The following is a 22,288-nucleotide window of genomic DNA, read 5'->3' on the forward strand; positions in this document are numbered from 1 at the left end:
GGTCTGGACAGTCCCTTGCACCCCGCCTAAAACGCCCTCACCCAAGGGGTTCGCCCCTTTCCGTGCCCGGGTAGCTCAGGGGTAGAGCAGTGGATTGAAAATCCTCGTGTCGGTGGTTCGATTCCGCCCCTGGGCACCACTACTTTTCCTGAATTGTATTTCCTTTTGCTTGAGCGCGGCTTTGTTGGCTGCCGTTTTCGAGCGTTGATGGCACTCGTTCCAGTCGTAGAGGCGAATTGTCACTCCTGCGCCGTATGCGATGGTATACTGTCGACCTTTCCGACACGTTCAGCTATGAAGCGCTCAAATCCAATCCAAAGGGGAATCCCATGTCCGATATCATCTACACCAAGGTGGACGAAGCGCCTGAATTGGCCTCTGCATCTTTCCTGCCGATCATTCAGAAATTCGCAGCCGCTGCGGGCGTTTCCGTTGGAACAAAAGACATCAGCCTTGCAGGCCGCGTTTTGGCGACTTTCCCTGAGAACCTGACCAAAGAACAGTTTCAGGCCGACGATCTGGCCGAGCTGGGCCGCTTGGTTAAGACACCAGAAGCCAACGTCATCAAGCTGCCGAACATCTCTGCATCTGTTCCACAGTTGAAAGCGGCAATCGCGGAACTTCAGGCAAACGGATTTAACGTTCCTGACTACCCTGACGCACCAACGACTGACGCAGAAAAAGACGTGCAGGCACGCTACGATGGCATGAAAGGTTCCGCTGTGAACCCTGTGCTTCGCGAAGGTAACTCTGACCGTCGTGCTGCAAAGGCTGTTAAAAGCTTCGCCCAAAACAACCCACACCGCATGGGTGACTGGGCGGCTGACAGCAAAACCAAAGTCTCCTCTATGGCTGGCAACGATTTCTTCTCAAACGAGGTGTCTGCGACACTTGCTAAAGAAACGACTGCCAAGATCGTTCTGGAAACCGCATCAGGCGAGACAGTGTTGAAAGAGGGTCTCACTTACCCAGCTGGCACGGTGGTTGACGCAACATTCATGAGCGCGAAAGCACTGAACGCGTTTCTTGCCGAGCAGATCGAAGAAACCAAAGCCGAAGGCACGCTGTTCTCGTTGCACATGAAGGCGACGATGATGAAGGTTTCTGACCCGATCATCTTTGGTCACGCAGTGAAAGCCTTCCTCGCGCCCGTGTTTGAAAAGCATGGCGCGGCCTTGGCTGATCTGGGTGTGAACCCGAACGCGGGTCTCGGCGATTTGCTTGCACGTGTTGAAGGCAATGCAGCGATCAAAGCTGATATCGATGCCTGCATGGCATCCCGCCCACCGATGTACATGGTTGATTCCGACAAAGGCATCACCAACCTGCACGTTTCATCCGACGTCATTATCGATGCATCCATGCCTGCACTTATCCGCGCTGGCGGTAAGGGTTGGGGCCCAGATGGCAAAGAAGGTGACAGCAACTGCGTCATTCCTGACAACTCATACGCACCCGTTTATGATGAAACGATCAAGTTCTTCAAAGAAAACGGCAAGCTGAACCCGGCTACTGCTGGCACTGTTCAGAACATCGGTCTGATGGCGCAAAAAGCGGAAGAGTACGGCTCGCACCCGACGACGTTTGAAATGCCAGAAGCCGGCACCGTTAAGATGATCCTTGATGACGGAACTGTTCTGCACGAGCATAAGGTTGAAGCGAACGACATCTGGCGTTCCGCGTCTGCACGCAAAGCACCGATTGAAGACTGGGTGAACCTTGCGATTGATCGCCAGAAGGCGGAAGGCTGTGAAGCGATTTTCTGGCTCGACGCGAACCGTGCGCACGATGCTGAACTTATCAAATATGTTACGCCGATCCTTGAGGCCAAAGGCGTTGCAGACAAGTTCACCATCATGGCACCGCGCGAAGCGACACGCGCATCCTTTGAAACGATCACAGCGGGTAACAACTCAATCGCGATCACAGGCAACGTTCTGCGCGACTACCTGACTGACCTGTTCCCGATCCTTGAATTGGCGACGTCAGCGAAGATGCTGTCGATCGTTAAGCTGATGAACGGTGGCGGTTTGTTTGAAACTGGCGCTGGTGGTTCTGCACCAAAGCACGTTCAGCAGTTGGTCGAAGAAAACCACCTGCGTTGGGACAGCCTTGGCGAATTCTGCGCGTTGGGTGAAAGCCTGCAGTTCCTTGCAAACGCAAAGGGCAACGAGCAAGCCCGCGTTCTGGGCCAAGCGGTTGATACTGCGACCCAAGGCATTTTGGATCACAGTCGTTCACCATCCCGTAAAGTTGGTGAACCAGACAACCGCGATAGCCACTACTGGTTCGCACGTTACTGGGCAGAAGCATTGGCCGCGCAATCGGATGATGCAGCACTTGCCGCACACTTTGCCCCAGTTGCTGAAGCGCTTGCAGGCAACGAGGCCGCAATCCTTGCCGAGCTTGCAGTAGTTCAAGGACCAGCGGTTGAATTGGGTGGATATTACAAAACGGATGCTGCCAAAACTGACGCGGTGATGCGCCCGTCTAAGACGTTTAACAGCATTATTGGCTAATGGGCGAATGAACTAGAAAGGGCCGTGCTTCCTTACGGGACGCGCGGCCTTTTTTGTTTCCGAATTAGATGGCTGATGAATGCGCGACTTCGGTGCTGGAAAACGTATCAACGGAATTGGCAATGATACGCACCAATGGCTTCGCCCAACCGTTCATTTGAAGACCATTCTTGCTGATATGGAACGCGTCCGAATAGCGCTGCATGAGCATCACGCTGATCGCGCGAATAAACGTGGCCTGTTCTGGGAATTCAGCGTTCAAGGCACTGTTGTCCAAAGCGAAGCGACATAAAAGGTCTTCAACAACCTTGGAAATAACCCCGTCACAGACGGTGAGTTTATACCCTTTATGGGCGGCCATTTGGTTTTGGTTGATCCGGTCTTGATAGGCCGAGGTCGCGACTGCGTTTTGTAGAAAACCCTGTTTGAACTTTGAGATCGCCGAAGCACCAAACCCGATCAAAGTTTCGCACTGATCGTCCGTGTAGCCCTGAAAATTCCGACGTACGCAGCCTTCGTTCTGGGCGATTGCCAGTTTGTCGGTGGGAAGGGCGAAGTGATCGATCCCAATGGCATCATACCCTTGATTGACCAGTGTTTTCTGCGCCAGCATCGCGAGTTCAAAGCGCACTTCATTGTCTGGCAGGTCGTCTGATTTTATTAATACCTGACGTTTAGACATCCAAGGTACATGTGCATATCCGTAAATAGCCAATCGATCAGGCTTCATTGCGATGACGTGGTCCAAAGTTTCCTTGAAGCTTTCCATCGTCTGATGGGGCAGGCCGTAAAGCAAATCGAGATTAAAGGCCGCCACGCCACGCGCACGCAAGAAATCGATGACATGGTGGGTTTGTTCAAGTGATTGCGAGCGCCCGATCGCGTCCTGCACAACAGGTGCAAAGTCTTGCACGCCAAGGCTAACCCGATTGAGGCCGAAGTTAACGAGTGTCTCAAGCAACTGATCTGAGGCTTCTGTCGGATCGACTTCGACCGAAAATTCGAAGTCATCTGTTTTGGTGAAAGCACTAAAAACCTCGCTTAGAAGCAAAGACATCGTTTTGACCGACAAGATTGTTGGTGTCCCACCACCCAGATGAAGACGCGCCATGCTTACGCCCTTGGGTAGGGCGGCACGTACGGCGCGAATTTCCGAACGTAGAAATTCAACGTATGCATCAACCGGGCGCAGCGTTTTCGTACCTTGGGTTCGACACGCGCAGAACCAGCACAAACGTTTGCAAAACGGGATGTGAATATAAACGGATATGCCTTCTTCGCCGGAAACGGCGCTCAGCCAATCTACCTGTTTGTCGTGACCAACGCCGTTTTCGAAGTGGTTTGCAGGCGGGTAGCTAGTGTAGCGCGGCACCTTTGCGTCAAATAGTCCGTGGGCGCGAAGTTGATCAATGTTTTTCATGAGCGTACTAAGGATGTGAAAAGGCGAATTTGCCTTGATACAGATCAAAGAATCATGAGCTTACCTAAGAAAATGAACATTCCGTTGGTCGCGCCGATCAAATGTAGCCAATGCCCGATCCGGCATCGGGCTGTTTGTGCGCGTTGTGATGATGATGAGCTTCTGCTTCTTGAAAGCATGAAAACCTACCGGAGTTTTGCGGCGGGTGACGTTATCTTGTGGCGTGGCGAACCTCTTGAGTTTGTTGCGTCCGTAGTTTCCGGCGTTGCGACCCTATCCAAAACGATGGAAGACGGGCGTACCCAAATGGTTGGCTTGTTGCTCCCATCGGATTTCATTGGCCGTCCGGGCAGAGAGCAGATCGATTTTGATGTTACTGCAACTGTTGATGTGACGCTGTGCTGTTTTGATCGCGCGCGGTTTGAGAAATTGGTTAACGAAACGCCCCACATTGCCCAGCGCCTAATGGAATTGGCTTTGGACGAGCTTGATGCGGCACGTGACTGGATGTTGTTGCTGGGCCGCAAAACTGCCCGAGAAAAGATCGCGACCTTTATTGAAATGCTCGCGCGGCGCTCAAGCCATGGACTGGACGGAAGCAGCGATGTCATCGACCTTCATATGACGCGCGATCAGATCGCAAACTACCTTGGCCTGACGTTAGAAACGGTAAGCCGCCAGTTTAGCGCGCTTAAGAAAGACGGCGTTATTGGTTTCACGGATAGAAAGCACTTTACCGTAGAAGACATGGCCGCCCTGCAAGAAGAGACGGGCGACGATGCAGATGGCGGCGTCGTTTATTAACGCATCTAGCCATTTTCACGTTTGCTTGATTTAGATCAAAGAGCACTTAAGTAAGCACGTTCTAAAAGACCCTAACCATCGGGGGCATTTTGCCTCTAATTCGTTGTTAGGGATTCTCTATGAACTATTTGAAGCTCGTTATTCTCGGCCTTGTCACGCTCTTTGCCGCTATCGCGACGAACTGGGCCCATGACTTGGCTTATCAGGTTCATGCGCTGCTGATTATGCTTGTGGCAGCCGGTATGTTTATCTGGGTGCTTCGGCGCACTGATGAACCACCAAAAGTTGACAGTCCCTCGGCGGTCTATTTTGACGGGGTCATCCGGGCTGGCGTTATCGCGACGGCATTTTGGGGCATCGCAGGGTTCTTGGTCGGTACATTTATTGCCTTCCAGCTGGCGTTTCCCGCACTGAACTTCGAATTTCTTCAGGGTTTCGGCAACTTTGGCCGCCTACGCCCGCTGCACACCAGTGCGGTGATTTTTGCGTTTGGTGGTAACGCCTTGATCGCGACGTCCTTCTACGTCGTTCAGCGCACAAGCGCTGTTCGTCTTTGGGGTGGTAACACAGCATGGTTCGTCTTCTGGGGTTACCAGTTGTTCATCGTGTTGGCCGCAACTGGCTACCTGATGGGTGCCACGCAATCTAAAGAATACGCAGAGCCTGAGTGGTACGTTGATATCTGGCTGACCATCGTTTGGGTAACCTACCTTGCCGTCTACCTCGGCACGATCGTGAAGCGCCGCGAAAAGCATATCTATGTGGCCAACTGGTTCTTCCTGAGCTTCATCATTACCGTGGCGATGCTGCACTTGGTCAACAACCTATCCATTCCGGTGTCCATCTGGGGTAGCAAATCTGTGCAGGTCTTCTCTGGCGTGCAAGACGCAATGACCCAGTGGTGGTACGGCCATAACGCCGTTGGTTTCTTCCTGACTGCGGGCTTCCTTGGCATGATGTACTACTTCGTGCCAAAGCAGGCTGGCCGTCCGGTTTATTCCTACAAACTGTCGATCATCCACTTCTGGGCGCTGATCTTCCTTTATATCTGGGCTGGTCCACACCACTTGCACTACACCGCGTTGCCTGATTGGGCGTCTACGCTTGGTATGGTGTTCTCCATCGTCCTTTGGATGCCGAGCTGGGGTGGTATGATCAACGGTCTGATGACGCTGCAAGGCGCGTGGGACAAGTTGCGCACCGATCCAATCATGCGGATGTTCGTTCTGTCCCTTGGTTTCTACGGCATGTCCACATTCGAGGGCCCGATGATGTCGATCCGTGCAGTGAACTCGCTGAGCCACTACACCGACTGGACTATTGGTCACGTACACTCCGGCGCACTTGGCTGGAACGGCATGATCACATTCGGCGCAATCTACTTCCTGACACCAAAACTTTGGGGCCGTGAAAAGATGTATTCGATGTCCGCAATCAACTGGCACTTCTGGCTCGCGACACTGGGCATCGTTCTTTACGCCTCAAGCATGTGGGTCACTGGTATCATGGAAGGTTTGATGTGGCGCGAGGTCGATGACCAAGGCTTCCTCGTCAACTCCTTCGCAGACACCGTATCGGCTAAGTTTCCGATGTATGTGGTCCGCGGTCTGGGTGGCGTAATGTTCCTCTCTGGTGCGCTGATTATGTGCTGGAACATGTGGATGACAATTCGTGGGGCGAAACCGGCAACGGTTTCCCTCCCATCCGCCAAATCTAACGCCGTTCCGGCTGAATAAGGAGCCGACAAATGGGTATCTTAGAAAAACACGCCATCCTCGAAAAAAGCCCGACATTGCTTTTCGCATTCTCACTTGTCGTGGTCACCATCGGGGGCATTGTTGAAATTGCACCTTTGTTCTGGCTTGAAAACACAATCGAGGAAGTAGAGGGCGTTCGCCCGTACACCCCGCTTGAGCTGACAGGCCGCGACATCTACGTGCGCGAAGGTTGCTATGTTTGCCACAGCCAGATGATCCGCCCGATGCGCGACGAAGTTGAGCGTTACGGTCACTACTCACTGGCGGCCGAAAGCATGTACGACCATCCGTTCCAGTGGGGGTCCAAACGTACCGGACCTGACTTGGCGCGTGTCGGTCAGCGTTACTCGGATGCTTGGCATGTAGACCACCTTGTGGATCCTCAGTCCGTTGTTCCAGAAAGCATCATGCCGAAATACGGCTTCCTCTTGAACACTGAGATCGAGGGTGAGCACATTGAAGCATTGCTGAGAACGCACCGTTTTGTCGGAGTTCCGTACTCTGACGAGGATATTGAGCAAGCCAGCGCGGACTTTATGGTTCAGGTTGACCCGTTCGGCGATTGGGATGGCCTTCTTGAACGCTATCCAGGTGCGGCTGTGTCCAACTTTGACGGCCAACCGGAATTGACCGAAATGGACGCATTGATCGCCTACTTGCAGGTCTTGGGCACCATGGTCGACTTCTCAACCTTCACTCCAGACGCAAGCCGATAGGGGGAGAGCATGGAAACCTACACCTTTATGCGTGAACTCGCGGACAGCTGGGTCTTGCTGGCAATGTTCGGCTTCTTCCTTGGAGCTGCCGCTTGGGCTTTCTTGCCGAGCCAAAAAAACGCGCGCGAGGACGCAAGCCTCATTCCGTTTCGCAATGAGAATGGACCAAAGGCAAACGGCGCAGACGACCTGAGTGCCGACGAGAAAAAGAGTATCCAATTGAAAGGGCTTGATAATGTCTGAACGCAAAATTGACGACGAAACCGGCGTTGAGACAACTGGCCATAGCTGGGACGGTATCGAAGAGCTGAACAACCCGCTGCCACGTTGGTGGCTCTGGACGCTTTATGCCTGCATCGTTTGGGCAATGTGTTACACGATTGCCTACCCTGCATGGCCGATGATTTCAGGCGCGACGCAGGGCATGTTGGGGTTTTCAACCCGTGGGCAAGTTGCCGCTGATATCGTTGATCACGAAGCAAAAAACGAAGCGCTTGTTGCTGAGTTGGTTGCGGCCGATCTTACGACCCTTCCGCCGTCCAGTGACTTGCATCGTTACGCGGTGGCACGTGGTGGGTCGGTCTTCCGCGCGCAATGTAGCCAGTGTCATGGTTCTGGTGCTGCTGGCGCTGTCGGATATCCGAACCTATTGGACAACGATTGGCTCTGGGGTGGGGATATCGAAAACATCTCTGCAACGATTACGCACGGTGTTCGCAATGACACGGATCTTGATGCGCGTTATTCCGAGATGCCTGCTTACGGTGATATTTTCGCAGAAGAAGAAATCGAAGCGGTTGTCGAGTTTGTCGCAAGCCTGTCGTCGACCGAGTTTGACACGGATCTTGCGCAAGTTGGTTCCGAATTGTTCTTGGACAACTGCGCAGCATGTCACGGCGACGAAGGCCTTGGTGACCAAATGCTTGGTGCACCAAACCTCGCCGATGCGATTTGGCTTTACGGCGGTGATCGCGACACCCTCGCTGAGACTGTAACCAACGCACGCTTCGGTGTGATGCCTGCATGGGGCCAACGTCTGAGCGATGTCGATGTCCGTGCCGTGTCTGTTTACGTTCACGCCCTTGGTGGCGGCGAGTAGCCAGCGCTTTATCTGAATATAGGCCATCCAATCTGCGAAGGTTGGGTGGCTTATCTCATTCGAAAGCTTTCGAGTGAATTTTTTTTGGCGTTGGCGTTGGTTGATGCAGATCAAAGCCGCCGTTCGTATGCGGCGGTACTAAACTGGTGTCGCCACAGGAATCAGTAAATGTCAGACCGCCCACTTTACGCCCCACAAGAACCGATCTTCCCGCGTCGGGTCTCCGGAAAGTTTCGGAACCTGAAATGGGTGATCATGGCCGTCACATTGGGGATTTATTACCTCACACCATGGATCCGTTGGGATCGTGGGCCAAATCTTCCTGACCAAGCGGTTCTGGTTGATATGGCGAGCCGCCGTTTTTACTTCTTCTGGATCGAAATTTGGCCGCATGAATTCTATTTCGTCGCGGGCCTCCTCATTATGGCAGGCTTGGGGCTGTTTCTATTTACCTCGGCCCTTGGTCGCGTTTGGTGTGGCTATACTTGCCCGCAAACTGTTTGGACCGATCTTTTCATTCTCGTTGAACGTTGGATCGAAGGCGATCGAAACGCACGTGTGCGTCTTTACCGTGGAAAATGGGATGTCCGTAAATGGCGCCTGCGCCTGACGAAGTGGTTTACTTGGCTGCTGATCGCCATCGCCACTGGCGGGGCTTGGGTGTTCTACTTCACTGACGCACCAACGCTTCTCGTAAACCTGTTGAACTTCACCGCACACCCTGCGGCTTACATGACGATTGCCGCTTTGACGGCCACGACATTCGTGTTCGGTGGCTTCATGCGAGAGCAAGTGTGTATCTATATGTGTCCTTGGCCGCGCATTCAGGCCGCCATGATGGACCCGGATACGATTACTGTGGCCTACCGCGAATGGCGCGGTGAGGAGCGCGGCAAGAAGCACGAAAACAAGTCGGGCGATTGTATCGATTGCATGGCCTGTGTGAACGTTTGCCCAATGGGTATCGACATCCGCGATGGGCAGCAGATGGAATGCATCACTTGCGCGTTATGCATTGATGCCTGTGACGATGTCATGGACAAAATCGGCAAGCCGCGTGGCTTGATTGACTACATCGCCTTGTCTGATGAACCTGCTGAACGCGCAGGCGAGCCACCTGCGCCACTTCTGAAAAAGATTTTGCGCCCACGCACAATTATCTACACCGCAATCTGGTCGGCGATCGGCCTTGCGCTTCTTTATGCGCTGTTTGTTCGCTCTGATATTGAGCTGACTGTCAGCCCCGTGCGCAACCCGACCTATGTTCTGCAACCTGACGGTGCCGTTCGTAACATTTACGATGTTCGCTTGCGCAACAAAGCTGGGGACGATCGTGTCTTCCACATCAGCCTCACCAGTGATGAAATTTTACGGATTGAGCTTGAGGGCCGTGGTGGCCAGCGCAACTTGGTTGTTCCGGCTGATACGACCATCCTGCAACGGGTCTATGTAACGGCAAGACCGCAAGACCCTGCTTCATCTACCGACACCACCGCGCTGCGGCTTTGGGTCGAAGACGTTGACGCCGACATTCGCGCCAGCCAATCTACGACCTTCAACGGAAGGGTTCAGTAATGACTGAGATCAAAGGCTGGCATGTGCTTGCAGGCTTCGGCGCTGCATTCGGCATCATTATCGCCGTAAACCTCACATTGGCGTATCAAGCGGTTCGTACATTCCCTGGTTTGGAAGTCAAAAACTCCTACGTCGCTGGTCAAGTGTTTGACGAGAATCGTGCTGCCCAAGAGGCCCTCGGTTGGGACGTCACCGCAGAACTGGATGGCGACAACCTATCTTTGGTGATCCTTGAGAACGGGACACCAATCTCGCCCGAAATCGAGCAAGCTACATTTGGCCGTGCAACCCACGTGGGTCAGGACCAAATTCCTGACTTTGTTTTCGATGGTGATGCCCTGCGCGCAGTAATTGAAGGTGGTGATGGCAACTGGAACCTGCGTCTGAAAGCGCGTTCCGCAGATGGCACACTGTTTGAACAACGCATCATCGTACGGGTCGTGTCATGATTTCTGCATGCCCAGCTTGCTCCGCGGTTCCACTCGCAGAAGAGGTCGCAGCTGGACCGGGCGTGCAATATTCCCTGCCGACAATTCACTGCGCTGCCTGCATCGGCAAAATCGAACGCGGGTTAAGTCAGGTTTCTGGCGTGCGTTCGGTACGGGTTAACCTGTCTTTGAAACGGTTGACTGTTGAGGGCTCCGTTGACCCGAGCCTAATCGAAAAGGAATTGGCGAATTTAGGTTTTGAAGCCTATCCGCTGGACCTTCAGGCGCTCACTGCCGCGCGTGACGATATTGGGCGCACGTTGCTGGTGCGACTTGCGGTCGCCGGTTTTGCCATGATGAACGTCATGTTGCTGTCGGTTGCGGTTTGGTCCGGCGCAAGTGACGCGACCCGCGATCTGTTCCATTTAATTTCGGCGATGATCGCTTTGCCTGTCGTCGCTTATTCCGGGCAGCCGTTCTTTCAAAATGCGTGGTCCGCGCTGCGGGTGAAACGCCTGAACATGGACGTTCCTATTTCGCTGGCGATTTTGCTGGCTGCTGGGATGTCGCTGTTTGAAACCTTGAACGGCGGTGTGCACGCATATTTTGACGCCGCGCTGTCGCTTACGTTCTTCCTGTTGATCGGCCGTTACATGGATCACCAGACTCGCTCTGCGGCACGGTCCGCGGCTAAGGAACTGACAGCGCTGGAAGTCCAAACCGCGGAACGCATCACACCGAGCGGAACCCAAACCGTTAGCACCATGAGCCTCAACATCGGGGATGCAATTCTGGTCCCATCTGGCGCGCGTGTCCCAGTTGATGGGGTTCTGACATCGCCAAAGGCGTTGATGGATCGCGCACTTTTGACCGGTGAAAGTGCCGCTGTTTCTGTGCAAAGCGGAGACGCATTGCAAGCTGGTGAAATCAACCTCAGCGGCCCATTCAAAATCCGTGCGACTGCCGTGGGTGAGGACACATCGTTGCGCCGCATGGCCTCGCTGATTGAGACTGCCGAGAATGGCCGCAACAGCTACACCGCATTGGCTGATCGCGCGGCGCAAATTTACGCGCCTGCCGTTCACCTGCTTTCATTCATCGCGTTCCTTGGTTGGGCCTTCGCAACCGGCGATATTCGCCATGCTCTAAACATTGCGATTGCAGTTCTGATCATCACATGTCCCTGTGCGCTTGGGCTTGCGGTTCCGGCTGTCTCAACCGCTGCTGTCAGCCGTTTGTTTTCCGCAGGTTTCCTAGTGAAGCACACCACCGCGCTTGAGCGTCTGGCCGAGGTTGATCACATCGTGTTCGATAAAACCGGAACGCTCACCACGCCCGCGCTCGTCGGGCTTGATGGACTTAGTGACGCTAAGAAATCTATTGCCAAAGCGCTCGCACAGTCATCGCACCATCCGTTGTCAAAGGCGCTTACTGTTGGGCTGCCAGACGTTCTGCCAGCCTCACTTGTCGATATCGAAGAAATCGCAGGGCAGGGTGTTGAAGGCAAATTCGATGGCCAACCTGTACGGCTTGGCCGAGGCGAATGGTTAGGTGCTGATTTTACAGGATTGGGTATCAAAGTTGGAACTGCACACGCCGTTCAAATCGAAGCACAAGATCACGTTCGGGAAGGTGTCGAAGACGCGCTGGAAGGTTTGAACCTCCCTTGCGAGATTATCACAGGCGATGCAAAGAAACCTGCAACCCAATTGGCAGAACAACTGTCCCTTCCCGTAACCTATCAAGCACGCCCAGAAGACAAATTGATGCGTCTTAATGCATTGGCCGATCAAGGGCACAATGTCTTGATGGTTGGTGATGGGTTGAATGACACTGCCGCGCTGGCGTCCGCGCATGCTTCGATCGCACCGTCTTCCGCACTCGAAGCATCACGCAACGCTGCCGATGTGGTAGCTCTGCGTGAGACATTTGCAGACCTGCCGCTGGTGCTGGCCGTCGCTAAAGCGACCCGCAAGCTGTCTACCCAAAACTTCGCCATCGCTGCTGTCTACAACATGATCGCGGTTCCAATTGCTTTGGCAGGCTTCGCGACCCCATTGGCTGCGGCCCTTGCAATGTCGGTGTCGTCAATTACCGTGTTGCTCAATTCCCAAAGGATGAGGTTCGTGCGATGAATGTGCTTGTGATTTTGATCCCCGTTTCCCTGATTTTGGGTGCAATCGGGCTTACGGCCTTCCTTTGGACTGTACGTTCCGATCAGTACGACGACGACAAAGGCAACGCTGCCCGTATCTTGCTGGATGATGATTAGGTTCTGTTAACGTTTTTATTAGACGCTCTGCGCTTCGCGGGATTTGTTGCGGATTGTCCGGTAAACAAAAGCCGCGATGAACAACGCTGTCAGCGTTAGGATTACAGTCGGACCAGGGTCAGAACCGATAAAGAAGCTCAGATAAACACCGATAACCAGTGAAGCCGTTGAGACGACGACGGCGATGATCAGCATGTGCTTGAATTGCCGCGTGATGAGAAATGCGATGGCCCCCGGTGCAATCAGCAAGCCAATCGCGAGGATGAGGCCGACAGCCTTTAGCGTGGCGACGATCGTGAGCGATAGGATGGTCAGCAGGCCGTAATGGAGCAGCTTAGTGGGCAGTCCAATGGCACGTGCTTGGGCAGGATCAAATGCATGCAACAACAGGTCTTTCCAGCCAATAAGCAGCGCAGCGCAAACGATCACGCCAATCACCCCAGAGGTCCAAAGATCTCCCGAGGTGACGCCCAGCATGTTGCCGAACAGGATGTGGTCCAAATGCACATTGGTCTCGATCTTTGTGTACAAAACCAGCCCAAAACCAAACATGCCAGAGAACACAACGCCCATGACAGTGTCTTGGCGAACGCGGCTGTTCGCGTCGAGGTAGCCGGTAAGCAGAGAACAGACCATACCGGCAATGAACGCCCCGATGATCAACGGAATGCCAACGATGTAGGCCAGAACCACGCCAGGTAGAACGGCGTGTGAAACCGCGTCCCCCATCAACGACCAGCCCTTGAGGACGAGGAAACAGCTGAGCAATGCCGTCGGCGGGCCTATCAGAAGCGCGATGTAAAAAGCGCCATGCATAAAAGGGAATTGAAACGGGAGGAGGAGTTCGCTCATGCCCTCAACGCCTCCGCTGCGCGACGACGGTTCGCAATAAGCCCGTGCTTGGGTGCGAAGAAAAACGCCAGCACGAACAGCGTCGTTTGCAGGCAAATGATGACGCCACCCGTCGCGCCGTTCAGGAAGTAGGAAATGTACGCGCCTACGAAGCTTGAAAGAGATCCAATGGCAACTGAGATGACTAGCAGTCGTGGAAAGCGGTCGGTCAGCAAATAGGCTGTCGCGCCCGGTGTGATGACCATCGCGATGACAAGGAAGGCCCCAACTGTTTGTAGCGCGGCAACGCAGGCTGCGGAAAGCAGGACGAAGAACATGAACCGCAAACGGTCAGGGCGCAATCCGATTGAGCGCGCGTGGTTCTCATCGAAAAACGCAACCATAAGGTCTTTCCATTTCACCAAAAGCACCGCGAGGCAGACGATGCCGATGATCGCCAGTTGGATCGTGTCGGATGGCGTAATGGCGAGGATGTTGCCGAGGATGATGGTTTGTACGTCGACCGCGACAGGGGAGACGGAAACCATGAACAGGCCAAGTCCGAAGAAACTGGTGAAGATTAGGCCAATGATGGCGTCTTCCTTCAGCCCCGTCCGTTGGTTGAGGAACAACATAGCTGAAGCAGCTAGACCGCCAGAAAGAAACGCACCAAGCGCGAAGGGAAGGCCAAGCATATACGCCCCGGCAACGCCTGGAACGATGGAATGGGACAACGCGTCCCCGATCAGCGACCATCCCTTCAGCATCAGATAGCAGGACAAAAATGCGCAGACGGCCCCGACAAGCGCGGACACGAACATCGCGTTGAGCATGAACGTATACGTGAAGGGTTCTAGCCAGTAGGTCATTTTCCGTCCTGCTCTGGGCGGGTTTTTGTTTTGTCGTCGTAAATAACGAACGGGCGTTCATCGTCCGTAAGGATGGTAACTTTGCGTTCGTCATCATCGTCGTGCAGATCATCACCACCCAAAACGAAGTGGCGCAACACGCCCCCAAACGCGGCCTCAAGATTGTCTTTGGTAAAGACTTCTTCGGTAGGTCCAAAGTTCAATACGGTCGCCTTGACCAGCACTGTTTGGTCGCAAAATTCGGGAACCGACCCAAGGTTATGGGTGGAAACCAGCATGACGCGACCCTCGTCGCGCAGCTCACGCAGAAGGGTGATGATGGCTTCTTCGGTCTGCACGTCAACGCCTGTAAAAGGTTCATCCAGAAGGATTACTTGGCCGTTTTGGGCAAGCGCGCGAGCAAGAAAGACGCGCTTGCGCTGCCCGCCAGAAAGCTCTCCAATTTGGCGGTCCGCAAAGTCGGTCATGCCGACGCGTTCCAACGCATTTGCAACGGCTTCATGGTCGGCGGCCTTGGGGCGGCGTAGCATTCCCATATGCCCGTAGCGCCCCATCATCACGACATCTTCGACGAGAACCGGAAAAGACCAATCGACCTCTTCGGCCTGCGGAACATAGGCGACAATGCCGGCTTTGATGGCTTGTTGAACGGTTTGCCCCAACACGCCGATTTCACCGGCTGCGGCGGGTAAGAATCCCATGATTGCTTTGAAAAGTGTCGACTTCCCAGCACCGTTCACCCCAACCAACGCCGCGATTGTACCGCGTGGGATTGCGAAGCTCGCATCCTTCAACGCAGTCACACCATTGCGGTAGGTGACGGTCAGCCCATCGGCATAAAGCCCGGCTTGGTTTTTTGACGTCTGGTGCGCGGCTGGGGGTGGTAAATTCATTCAGTCAGCCCCGCAACGATCGTTTCCGTCGTGACGCGCAGCAGGTCGAGGTAGGTCGGCACAGGGCCATCTTCCAACGACAGCGAGTCCACATACAGCACACCGCCGTAGGTTGCGCCAGTTTCGCGGGCGACCTGTTCGGCAGGGTCTGTGTTTACGGTGCTTTCACAGAACACTGCACGCACGTTGTTTTCGCGAACGGTATCAATGACGCTGCGCACTTGTTGCGGCGTGCCTGTTTGGTCCGCGTTCATCGGCCACAGGTAGGCTTCTTTCAATCCGAAATCGCGCGCGAGGTAGCTGAACGCCCCTTCGCAGGTCACCAGCCAGCGTTCGCTTTCGGGAACGGACAGGATCTGTTCGCGCAGGGGCGCAATTGCGGCTGTAATCTCGGCCTTATAGGCCGTCGCGTTTGCAGCGTAGATTTCTGCATTGTCTGGGTCATGATCGGACATGGCAGCCTGAATATTGTCGATATAGACCAGCGCGTTATCAAGGCTCATCCACGCGTGGGGGTTCGGCAGGCCCTCGTAGCTACCCGCCGCAATCGACATTGTCTCGATCCCTTCAGAAATCGTCGCAGAGGGGACTTCGTCGATGTTGCCGATGAATTGTTCGAACCACAGCTCAAGGTTCATGCCGTTCCAAAGGATCAAGTCCGCGCCAGAAGCACGAACAAGGTCGCGGGGCGTTGGTTGGTATCCGTGAATTTCCGCGCCAGCGCGGGTGATGGATTCAACTGTGGCAGCATCTCCAGCAACGTTGCGGGCCATGTCGGCGATAACCGTGAAGGTCGTAACCACTTTGAATTCGGCGTTTTCCGCGGCTGGATTAAGTGCTGAGCGTCCGAAGATGACGGCAGCGACCAAGCCCAAAATAAGAACCGCAGTAATAATGATGGAACGTGTCGACATGCTTGGGACTCCAATGGATTTCCACTGAGTTATGGGCGCTGCGGACGGGAAGTCAATGTAGTTGCGAATTATTCGCAATAAAAGAAGGGAGGGGGGGGGGGGGGGGGTTAGAAGGTTTCCGCGTTTTTGTACCAACGCACGATCGCGGCGCGGTCCTCGTTCGACATCATCGTAACGTTCGCAGGGGGCATGGCGTGGCTTACACCCGCTTGAATATAGATCGCCCGTGCGTTTCTGGCGATGTCAGCAGGGGTGTCCAGAAGCACACCTTTGGGTGCCCAAAGCATGCTGTCAGAATAAAATGGATCACGGGAATGGCACATGGAACATCGCCCCATGACGATATCATGGGCATCCTCAAACCCGTCCGCCTGAGCGAATGTTTCCTCATATGGTGTGAGCGCGCGTGCTTCGGCGTCTTCATAACTTTCCCACATGTTCGCCGTGGACAGCCATGCAATCACGATCATCAGCAGCACCGTTACAGCCCATGTCCAATGCGGGCCTTTGCCCGTTTTGTGCATGGTGTTGAAGTAATGACGGATCGTAACGCCAGTCAGGAAGATCAGCGATGCGATGATCCATGAATACTGCGTCGCGAACGACAGGGGGTAGTGATTGGACAGCATCAAGAAGATGACTGGCAAGGTAAGATAGTTGTTGTGCGTGCTGCGCAGCTTAGCGATTTTACCGTACTTGGCATCGGGCGTGCGGCCGTCTTGCAGGTCTTTCACAACGATGCGTTGGTTCGGCATGATAATGAAGAACACGTTTGCTGTCATGATCGTCGCAGTGAATGCACCAAGGTGCAGCATCGCAGCGCGGCCCGTGAAAACTTGATTATAGCCGTATGACATAACCACAAGAATGGCGAACAACAGCAGCATCAGTGTCGTTGGGCTTTCACCTAGTTTGGATTTGCACAAGAAATCGTAAAGCAGCCAGCCAATCGTTAACGACAATGCGGAAATGGCGATGCCCTGCCAAAGCGCAAGATCGGCTTTCGCGGCGTCGATCAAATACAGCTCACCACCAACCCAATAGATGATCATCAAAAGCGCAGCACCGGACAACCACGTCGAATAGCTTTGCCATTTGTGCCACGTCAGGTGTTCTGGCAGGCGCGCAGGTGCCACGAGGTACTTGGTCGTGTGATAGAACCCGCCACCGTGGACTTCCCATTCCTCACCGGACGCGCCTTCTGGCATGTCGTCAGCGCTCTTCAACATCAGGTCCAGCGCGATGAAATAAAACGAGGCGCCAATCCATGCCATCGCGGTAATGACATGCACCCAGCGCACGGCGAAGGCAGTCCATTCCCAAAGAATTAGTGCATCAAACATGGCGCGGTTCCGTCCTTGTGTCCTATCGTTATGTCCAACCTATCTTTAGCGGCTTTGTTTTGCTATTCCGAAGTAACACGTCGCTCTATCAAGAAATGCAAAACAATGTCCTATCTCGACAACATCCGCACCTTCGTACGCGTTTACGAGCTTGGAAGCATGTCTTCTGCGGGCCGCGACTTACGCATTTCCCCCGCAGTTACGTCTTCGCGGATTTCGTCGCTTGAAGAACATCTGAACGTGCGCCTGTTTCAACGCACCACTCGTAGCCTAACTGCGACGGAGCAGGGGCGCGCGTTTTATACGGGTGCAACCGCGGTGCTTGAAGCCGTTGATGCAGCTGAAGGGCAAGTCGCTGGGATCACGGATAATCCGAAGGGGTCACTTTATGTGGCTGCCCCGTTGGGCGTGGGGCGGCGTTTGCTTGCGCCGCTGGTGCCGGAATTCGTCCGGGACTATCCGTTGATTGATATTCGGCTTCGTTTGACGGACCGGAAGGTCGACCTCACGACCGAAGGCCTCGATATTTCGTTCTTTCTCGGGGAACCAGCGGACAGCAATCTGCGTATTAAGCCGATCGCGGATTGCACCCGTGTCTTAGTGGCCGCGCCCGACTACATCGCCAAACGCGGCAACCCCATCGATGGTCAGGCGCTCATCGATGATGGACACAATTGTCTGAACTTGCGCTACCCAGGTGCGCCGGAATTCCAATGGCGCTTGCAAACCGCCGACGGCCCAAAGCGCTTTCGCGTGTCAGGGCGCTATGAGTGTGATGATGGCGATGTGTTAACAGATTGGGCGCTCGCTGGGGAGGGCATCGCGCTTAAGCCTGTGTTTGAGGTGGCCGAGCATTTGAATGCTGGGCGCTTGGTGCCGGTTGCGGAAAAGACGCCACCGATGCCCATTCAAATGGCGTGTTTGTACACACACCGTCGCCGCCAAGACCCGAAGACGCGATTGTTCATGGAATTCATGACCACGCGGATCGGTGCGGCAATGAACACCGCCCAAGAAAGCGTTCAGCTACCGCGGTAGGTTGAATAGCCGAATGGCGATAGCAAAAGTGGCACGTGGTAATGGGCCGCCGCATCGTCCATGCCAAAACGTAGTGGGATTTCATCAAGGAACTTAGTGTCACCCGACGCTTGGCCGTTGGCCTCTAGATATGCGCCGCAGAAGAACACCAGTTCGTAGGTGCCTGTCTTGAATTTTTCGGCGGGTAGGATCGGGCTGTCAGTCCGGCCGTCATCGTTCGTGACAGTCTCAGCGATCTTCGTGTGGGAACTGCCGCTCACGCGATACAGCGCGATTTTGATTCCTTGCGCGGGAACGCCGCGTGCCGTGTCGAGAACATGGGTCGTCAGATAACCAGACATAAAGGGCCTCCTTTTTCATCATCCTATCTGCGTGTTGTTCACACGCAACGCAAACACGGGTCACGAAAGAGTCTTTCAAGAATTCCCTGTAAATGCCGCAGGATATTTTAGGTTACCATATCGTTAAGATTTAGGGACAAGAATGACAGATAGAAACGCCTACCCCCGCGACCTTACAGGTTACGGCGCGACACCACCCGCAGCCAATTGGCCGGATGATGCCCGTATCGCGGTGCAAATTGTCCTGAATTATGAAGAAGGTGGCGAGAACAATATCCTCCACGGGGACGCCGCGTCTGAGGCGTTTTTGTCCGAAATCGTCGGTGCGGCTGCATGGCCAGATCAACGCCATGCAAACATGGAATCGATTTACGAATATGGTGCGCGCGCAGGTTTCTGGCGGTTACACCGGATCCTGAACCATTTACCCGTAACGGTTTACGGTGTTGCAACGGCGCTTGCGCGTGCACCCGAGCAGGTCAAAGCGATGCTTGAGGCAGGCTGGGAAGTCGCGTCGCACGGTTTGAAATGGGTCGAACACAAAGACATGCCCGAGGTCGACGAACGTGCCCAAATAGCCGAGGCCGTACAGTTGCATACCGAAGTGACGGGCTCCCGCCCACGTGGATGGTACACGGGTCGCTCAAGCGAAAATACGATCCGTCTGGCCGCTGAAGAAGGTGGGTTTAAATACATCGCGGACAGTTATGCGGATGACGTTCCCTACTGGCTAGAATTCGGCGATCACGACCAGTTAATTGTACCGTACACGCTTGATTGCAACGACATGCGGTTTGCCACGCCACAGGGGTTCAACTCTGGTACGCAGTTTTTCGATTATCTGAAGGCCACGTTCGACGTGCTTTATGCGGAAGGCGGACGGATGATGTCGCTGGGTCTTCATTGCCGTCTCGTGGGGCGTCCGGGCCGCGCGCAGGCGCTGCAGGACTTTATCGCCTACGCCAATAGCTTTGATGGCGTTTGGTTCGCGACCCGTGAAGAAATTGCCGACCATTGGGCCGCGCAAAACCCGGCCAAACGTTGGGATCGCCCAAGCCAGATGAAAGAGGCTGACTTTGTGTCGACCTTTGGTAGCATCTTTGAACATTCTCCTTGGATCGCGGAACGCGCCTATGCGCTGGGCCTTGGTGTTACTCACGACAGTGCAACAGGGGTTCACTCAGCACTTTGCAGAATTTTCCGCAGTGCCAGCCGTGATGAACGCCTCAGCGTATTGATCGCGCACCCTGATTTAGCGGGTAGGCTTGCCGCCGCCGGTCGCCTTACCGCTGAAAGCACGTCTGAGCAGGCGGGTGTTGGGTTGGATGCGTTGACGGACGGTGAACGCGAAACGTTTCAGGCGCTCAACACGCAGTACGTTGAAAAGCATGGTTTCCCTTTCATCATCGCTGTGCGTGACAACGACAAAGCCAGCATCTTGGCCGCGTTCTACACCCGCATTGGACATGATACCGAAACTGAATTTGCGACCGCGTGCGCGCAGGTTGAACGTATTGCCGAACACCGTTTGATGGATCATTTCACATGAACCAAATTCGCGTCGAACCCCTTACGGCTGATGCCTTCGCCCCGTTTGGCGATGTGTTGGATTGCACTGGGACGGCCGATAAGATCATCAACCAAGGTCTGTGCGGACGGTTTCATGATCGCGCGCAAATAGATGTTGCGGACGGCAGGGCGGGCATCAGCCTGTTCAACGCGCAACCGCGTAGCTTGCCGTACACATTAGACATGATGGAGCGCCATCCTAATGGCAGCCAAGCATTCATCCCGATGACCGAGCATCCATTCTTGGTTATCGTAGCACATGACGCTGGCGGTAAGCCTGCCACCCCGCGTGCGTTCACAACGACGTCGGGGCAGGCGATCAACTATCATAAAAACACATGGCATGGGGTGCTGACGCCGCTGCACGCGCCCGGACTGTTTGCCGTCGTTGACCGCATCGGGGCCGGCGACAACCTAGAAGAACACTGGTTCGACGAAGCATTCATCATCGAGCCCGCACAACACGACCAAAAGCCCGCACAAGACGGGCCAATCAGAACTTAAGGGAAAAACAAGGGATAATGACAATGACAGATACTTCTTATTCGGACCCAAATGTCACGCCGCCATTGGCGCAAGCCGTGCCGCTGGGTCTTCAACATGTGCTGGCGATGTTCGCCTCAAATGTGACACCATCCATTATCGTTGCGGGGGCCGCTGGTCTTGCGTTCGGTGGGCCAGAGCAAATTTACTTGATCCAAATGGCGATGCTGTTTGCGGGTATCGCGACTCTGTTTCAAACTGTGGGCATCGGCCCGATCGGTGCGCGCTTGCCCATAATGCAGGGTACGTCTTTTGCGTTCGTTGGTGTCCTTGCCGGCATCGCCGCGACAATGGGTCTAAGCGTTGCTTTGACCGCTTGCATCATCGGTGGTGTCATCCACTTCCTTCTCGGCGCAGTGATTAAAAACATTCGCTTCTTGTTTCCACCGCTTGTGACGGGCCTCGTGATTTTGGCGATTGGTCTCTACCTTATTCCTGTTGCGATCAAATACGCAGCTGGCGGCGCGGCAGACTTCCAGATGGCGGCTGAAAGCTTTGGTTCCCTCAAGCACTGGTCTGTTGCGTTGACTGTGATTGTTGTGTCGTTGCTGTTGAAGTTCTTCACCAAGGGCGCGTTGTCTAATGCCGCAATCCTGGTCGGTCTTTTAGCGGGTTACGCATTGGCCTACGCGCTGGGCATGGTGAACTTCGGTGCGGTATCCGGTGCTGCATGGATCACACCAATCAAGCCTCTGCCATATGGGTTCGAATTCAACCTTGGTGCCGTCATTGCGGTGACAATCGTTTCCATCGTGTCTGCGATCGAAACGGTTGGCGACGCATCCGCGACTGCAAAAGCAGGTGCTGGTCGTGATGCAACGGACGAAGAAATTGCTGGTGCGACTTACGCTGACGGTCTTGGTACTGCAGTTGCAGGCGTATTCGGTGGCTTGCCAAACACGTCCTTCAGTCAGAACGTTGGTATCGTGGGCATGACTGGGATCATGTCGCGTCACGTTGTGACGATTGGTGGTATCATCCTGATCATCTGTGGCTTGATGCCAAAGATCGGCGCTGTCATCGCTTCCATGCCTTTGCCTGTTCTCGGCGGCGGTGTGATCGTGATGTTCGGAATGGTTGCATCTGCTGGTCTGAACATGCTGACCGAAGTGAAGATGAGCCGCCGCAACATGGTTATCATCGCAGTCTCACTTGCCTTCGGTTTGGGGCTGAACCTCGTACCAACGGCAGTTCAGTACCTGCCTGCAACGCTGAAGGTTCTGGCAACATCCGCTGTTGCACCAACAGCTGTAATGGCTGTGATCCTGAACTTGGTTTTGCCACACGAAGACTAAGTCACGGTAAGCAAAATCGAATTGGGCCCCCGCAGCGATGCGGGGGCCTTTTGCGTGATATG

The 22,288-nt window shown here is 54.4% G+C and carries 21 protein-coding genes and 1 tRNA gene; 15 read left to right on the forward strand and 7 right to left on the reverse strand.

The window, feature by feature from the left end:
- Positions 1 to 64: 64 nt before the first annotated feature.
- Both OSB_RS01915 and OSB_RS01920 read left to right on the forward strand, forming a co-directional pair.
- Positions 65 to 139 (forward strand) — tRNA-Phe (locus OSB_RS01915).
- A 190-nt stretch (positions 140 to 329) separates the two neighbouring features.
- Entirely contained in the window at positions 330 to 2,519 is a 2,190-nt protein-coding gene (locus tag OSB_RS01920) for an NADP-dependent isocitrate dehydrogenase (RefSeq protein ID WP_049833392.1), read from the forward strand.
- Between the two features lie 64 nt (positions 2,520 to 2,583).
- Here the strand turns inward: OSB_RS01920 and hemN are convergent, their stop codons facing one another.
- Complete coding sequence (hemN, locus tag OSB_RS01925; protein ID WP_049833393.1) at positions 2,584 to 3,939, reverse strand: oxygen-independent coproporphyrinogen III oxidase; 1,356 nt, start codon at positions 3,937 to 3,939, stop codon at positions 2,584 to 2,586.
- A 54-nt stretch (positions 3,940 to 3,993) separates the two neighbouring features.
- On the opposite strand from hemN, the gene fnrL reads away from it, so the two are divergent.
- From fnrL to ccoS, 9 genes are all read left to right on the forward strand, one after another.
- The gene (fnrL, locus tag OSB_RS01930; protein ID WP_049833394.1) at positions 3,994 to 4,743 is read left to right on the forward strand and encodes a transcriptional regulator FnrL; all 750 of its coding nucleotides are present in this window, start codon (positions 3,994 to 3,996) and stop codon (positions 4,741 to 4,743) included.
- Positions 4,744 to 4,862: 119 nt separating this feature from the next.
- Positions 4,863 to 6,479, forward strand: coding sequence for a cytochrome-c oxidase, cbb3-type subunit I (gene ccoN, locus OSB_RS01935; protein WP_049833395.1), 1,617 nt, complete (start codon positions 4,863 to 4,865; stop codon positions 6,477 to 6,479).
- Between the two features lie 11 nt (positions 6,480 to 6,490).
- Positions 6,491 to 7,216 carry a cytochrome-c oxidase, cbb3-type subunit II gene (ccoO, locus tag OSB_RS01940; RefSeq protein ID WP_049833396.1) on the forward strand — a complete coding sequence of 242 codons (726 nt, stop codon included), beginning with the start codon at positions 6,491 to 6,493 and terminating at the stop codon, positions 7,214 to 7,216.
- A 9-nt stretch (positions 7,217 to 7,225) separates the two neighbouring features.
- The gene (locus tag OSB_RS01945; protein ID WP_049833397.1) at positions 7,226 to 7,459 is read left to right on the forward strand and encodes a CcoQ/FixQ family Cbb3-type cytochrome c oxidase assembly chaperone; all 234 of its coding nucleotides are present in this window, start codon (positions 7,226 to 7,228) and stop codon (positions 7,457 to 7,459) included.
- Positions 7,452 to 8,315, forward strand: coding sequence for a cytochrome-c oxidase, cbb3-type subunit III (ccoP, locus tag OSB_RS01950; protein ID WP_049833398.1), 864 nt, complete (start codon positions 7,452 to 7,454; stop codon positions 8,313 to 8,315). Before OSB_RS01945 ends, ccoP begins: the two co-directional genes overlap by 8 nt.
- 168 nt (positions 8,316 to 8,483) lie before the next feature.
- On the forward strand, positions 8,484 to 9,890 hold the full coding sequence (gene ccoG / locus OSB_RS01955) for a cytochrome c oxidase accessory protein CcoG (RefSeq protein ID WP_049833399.1): 1,407 nt from the start codon (positions 8,484 to 8,486) through the stop codon (positions 9,888 to 9,890).
- Positions 9,890 to 10,339 (forward strand): FixH family protein, encoded by a 450-nt coding sequence (locus OSB_RS01960; RefSeq protein WP_049833400.1) that lies wholly within the window; start codon positions 9,890 to 9,892, stop codon positions 10,337 to 10,339. Before ccoG ends, OSB_RS01960 begins: the two co-directional genes overlap by 1 nt.
- Positions 10,336 to 12,453, forward strand: a complete 2,118-nt coding sequence (locus OSB_RS01965; RefSeq protein WP_049833401.1) for a heavy metal translocating P-type ATPase — start codon at positions 10,336 to 10,338, stop codon at positions 12,451 to 12,453. Before OSB_RS01960 ends, OSB_RS01965 begins: the two co-directional genes overlap by 4 nt.
- Complete coding sequence (gene ccoS / locus OSB_RS01970) at positions 12,450 to 12,590, forward strand: cbb3-type cytochrome oxidase assembly protein CcoS (protein WP_049833402.1); 141 nt, start codon at positions 12,450 to 12,452, stop codon at positions 12,588 to 12,590. Before OSB_RS01965 ends, ccoS begins: the two co-directional genes overlap by 4 nt.
- 18 nt (positions 12,591 to 12,608) lie before the next feature.
- Here the strand turns inward: ccoS and OSB_RS01975 are convergent, their stop codons facing one another.
- From OSB_RS01975 to OSB_RS01995, 5 genes are all read right to left on the reverse strand, one after another.
- On the reverse strand, positions 12,609 to 13,442 hold the full coding sequence (locus OSB_RS01975) for a metal ABC transporter permease (protein WP_049833403.1): 834 nt from the start codon (positions 13,440 to 13,442) through the stop codon (positions 12,609 to 12,611).
- The gene (locus OSB_RS01980) at positions 13,439 to 14,290 is read right to left on the reverse strand and encodes a metal ABC transporter permease (protein ID WP_049833404.1); all 852 of its coding nucleotides are present in this window, start codon (positions 14,288 to 14,290) and stop codon (positions 13,439 to 13,441) included. The genes OSB_RS01975 and OSB_RS01980 overlap by 4 nt, the downstream gene beginning before the upstream one ends.
- Positions 14,287 to 15,183 carry a manganese/iron ABC transporter ATP-binding protein gene (locus tag OSB_RS01985; RefSeq protein ID WP_049833405.1) on the reverse strand — a complete coding sequence of 299 codons (897 nt, stop codon included), beginning with the start codon at positions 15,181 to 15,183 and terminating at the stop codon, positions 14,287 to 14,289. The genes OSB_RS01980 and OSB_RS01985 overlap by 4 nt, the downstream gene beginning before the upstream one ends.
- The gene (locus OSB_RS01990) at positions 15,180 to 16,097 is read right to left on the reverse strand and encodes a metal ABC transporter substrate-binding protein (RefSeq protein WP_049833406.1); all 918 of its coding nucleotides are present in this window, start codon (positions 16,095 to 16,097) and stop codon (positions 15,180 to 15,182) included. The genes OSB_RS01985 and OSB_RS01990 overlap by 4 nt, the downstream gene beginning before the upstream one ends.
- 107 nt (positions 16,098 to 16,204) lie before the next feature.
- Positions 16,205 to 17,440, reverse strand: a complete 1,236-nt coding sequence (locus OSB_RS01995) for a urate hydroxylase PuuD (protein WP_049833407.1) — start codon at positions 17,438 to 17,440, stop codon at positions 16,205 to 16,207.
- A gap of 105 nt (positions 17,441 to 17,545) precedes the next feature.
- Here OSB_RS01995 and OSB_RS02000 point away from each other — a divergent pair, with 105 nt between their 5' ends.
- Positions 17,546 to 18,478 (forward strand): LysR family transcriptional regulator, encoded by a 933-nt coding sequence (locus OSB_RS02000; protein ID WP_049833408.1) that lies wholly within the window; start codon positions 17,546 to 17,548, stop codon positions 18,476 to 18,478.
- On the opposite strand, the gene uraH is transcribed toward OSB_RS02000, so the two are convergent.
- Entirely contained in the window at positions 18,463 to 18,819 is a 357-nt protein-coding gene (gene uraH / locus OSB_RS02005) for a hydroxyisourate hydrolase (protein ID WP_049833409.1), read from the reverse strand. The genes OSB_RS02000 and uraH overlap by 16 nt on opposite strands.
- 142 nt (positions 18,820 to 18,961) lie before the next feature.
- Here uraH and puuE point away from each other — a divergent pair, with 142 nt between their 5' ends.
- From puuE to OSB_RS02020, 3 genes are read left to right on the forward strand one after another with little or no spacing between them, the layout of a single operon-like run.
- Positions 18,962 to 20,368 (forward strand): allantoinase PuuE, encoded by a 1,407-nt coding sequence (gene puuE, locus OSB_RS02010; RefSeq protein WP_049833410.1) that lies wholly within the window; start codon positions 18,962 to 18,964, stop codon positions 20,366 to 20,368.
- A complete protein-coding gene (locus OSB_RS02015) occupies positions 20,365 to 20,892 on the forward strand; it encodes an ureidoglycolate lyase (RefSeq protein WP_049833411.1) in 528 nt (175 codons plus the stop codon). The genes puuE and OSB_RS02015 overlap by 4 nt, the downstream gene beginning before the upstream one ends.
- A 23-nt stretch (positions 20,893 to 20,915) precedes the next feature.
- Positions 20,916 to 22,226 (forward strand): uracil-xanthine permease family protein, encoded by a 1,311-nt coding sequence (locus OSB_RS02020; RefSeq protein ID WP_143831164.1) that lies wholly within the window; start codon positions 20,916 to 20,918, stop codon positions 22,224 to 22,226.
- The last annotated feature ends 62 nt before the right edge of the window (positions 22,227 to 22,288 follow it).

The organism is Octadecabacter temperatus (assembly GCF_001187845.1).
GTDB lineage: Bacteria > Pseudomonadota > Alphaproteobacteria > Rhodobacterales > Rhodobacteraceae > Octadecabacter > Octadecabacter temperatus.

Excerpts from the sequence above, each read along its gene's own strand:
- OSB_RS01920 (WP_049833392.1), top strand. The coding sequence starts at position 330 with ATGTCCGATATCATCTACACCAAGGTGGACGAAGCGCCTGAATTGGCC.
- hemN (WP_049833393.1), bottom strand. The coding sequence starts at position 3,939 with ATGAAAAACATTGATCAACTTCGCGCCCACGGACTATTTGACGCAAAG.
- fnrL (WP_049833394.1), top strand. The coding sequence starts at position 3,994 with ATGAGCTTACCTAAGAAAATGAACATTCCGTTGGTCGCGCCGATCAAA.
- ccoN (WP_049833395.1), top strand. The coding sequence starts at position 4,863 with ATGAACTATTTGAAGCTCGTTATTCTCGGCCTTGTCACGCTCTTTGCC.
- ccoO (WP_049833396.1), top strand. The coding sequence starts at position 6,491 with ATGGGTATCTTAGAAAAACACGCCATCCTCGAAAAAAGCCCGACATTG.
- OSB_RS01945 (WP_049833397.1), top strand. The coding sequence starts at position 7,226 with ATGGAAACCTACACCTTTATGCGTGAACTCGCGGACAGCTGGGTCTTG.
- ccoP (WP_049833398.1), top strand. The coding sequence starts at position 7,452 with ATGTCTGAACGCAAAATTGACGACGAAACCGGCGTTGAGACAACTGGC.
- ccoG (WP_049833399.1), top strand. The coding sequence starts at position 8,484 with ATGTCAGACCGCCCACTTTACGCCCCACAAGAACCGATCTTCCCGCGT.
- OSB_RS01960 (WP_049833400.1), top strand. The coding sequence starts at position 9,890 with ATGACTGAGATCAAAGGCTGGCATGTGCTTGCAGGCTTCGGCGCTGCA.
- OSB_RS01965 (WP_049833401.1), top strand. The coding sequence starts at position 10,336 with ATGATTTCTGCATGCCCAGCTTGCTCCGCGGTTCCACTCGCAGAAGAG.
- ccoS (WP_049833402.1), top strand. The coding sequence starts at position 12,450 with ATGAATGTGCTTGTGATTTTGATCCCCGTTTCCCTGATTTTGGGTGCA.
- OSB_RS01975 (WP_049833403.1), bottom strand. The coding sequence starts at position 13,442 with ATGAGCGAACTCCTCCTCCCGTTTCAATTCCCTTTTATGCATGGCGCT.
- OSB_RS01980 (WP_049833404.1), bottom strand. The coding sequence starts at position 14,290 with ATGACCTACTGGCTAGAACCCTTCACGTATACGTTCATGCTCAACGCG.
- OSB_RS01985 (WP_049833405.1), bottom strand. The coding sequence starts at position 15,183 with ATGAATTTACCACCCCCAGCCGCGCACCAGACGTCAAAAAACCAAGCC.
- OSB_RS01990 (WP_049833406.1), bottom strand. The coding sequence starts at position 16,097 with ATGTCGACACGTTCCATCATTATTACTGCGGTTCTTATTTTGGGCTTG.
- OSB_RS01995 (WP_049833407.1), bottom strand. The coding sequence starts at position 17,440 with ATGTTTGATGCACTAATTCTTTGGGAATGGACTGCCTTCGCCGTGCGC.
- OSB_RS02000 (WP_049833408.1), top strand. The coding sequence starts at position 17,546 with ATGTCCTATCTCGACAACATCCGCACCTTCGTACGCGTTTACGAGCTT.
- uraH (WP_049833409.1), bottom strand. The coding sequence starts at position 18,819 with ATGTCTGGTTATCTGACGACCCATGTTCTCGACACGGCACGCGGCGTT.
- puuE (WP_049833410.1), top strand. The coding sequence starts at position 18,962 with ATGACAGATAGAAACGCCTACCCCCGCGACCTTACAGGTTACGGCGCG.
- OSB_RS02015 (WP_049833411.1), top strand. The coding sequence starts at position 20,365 with ATGAACCAAATTCGCGTCGAACCCCTTACGGCTGATGCCTTCGCCCCG.
- OSB_RS02020 (WP_143831164.1), top strand. The coding sequence starts at position 20,916 with ATGACAGATACTTCTTATTCGGACCCAAATGTCACGCCGCCATTGGCG.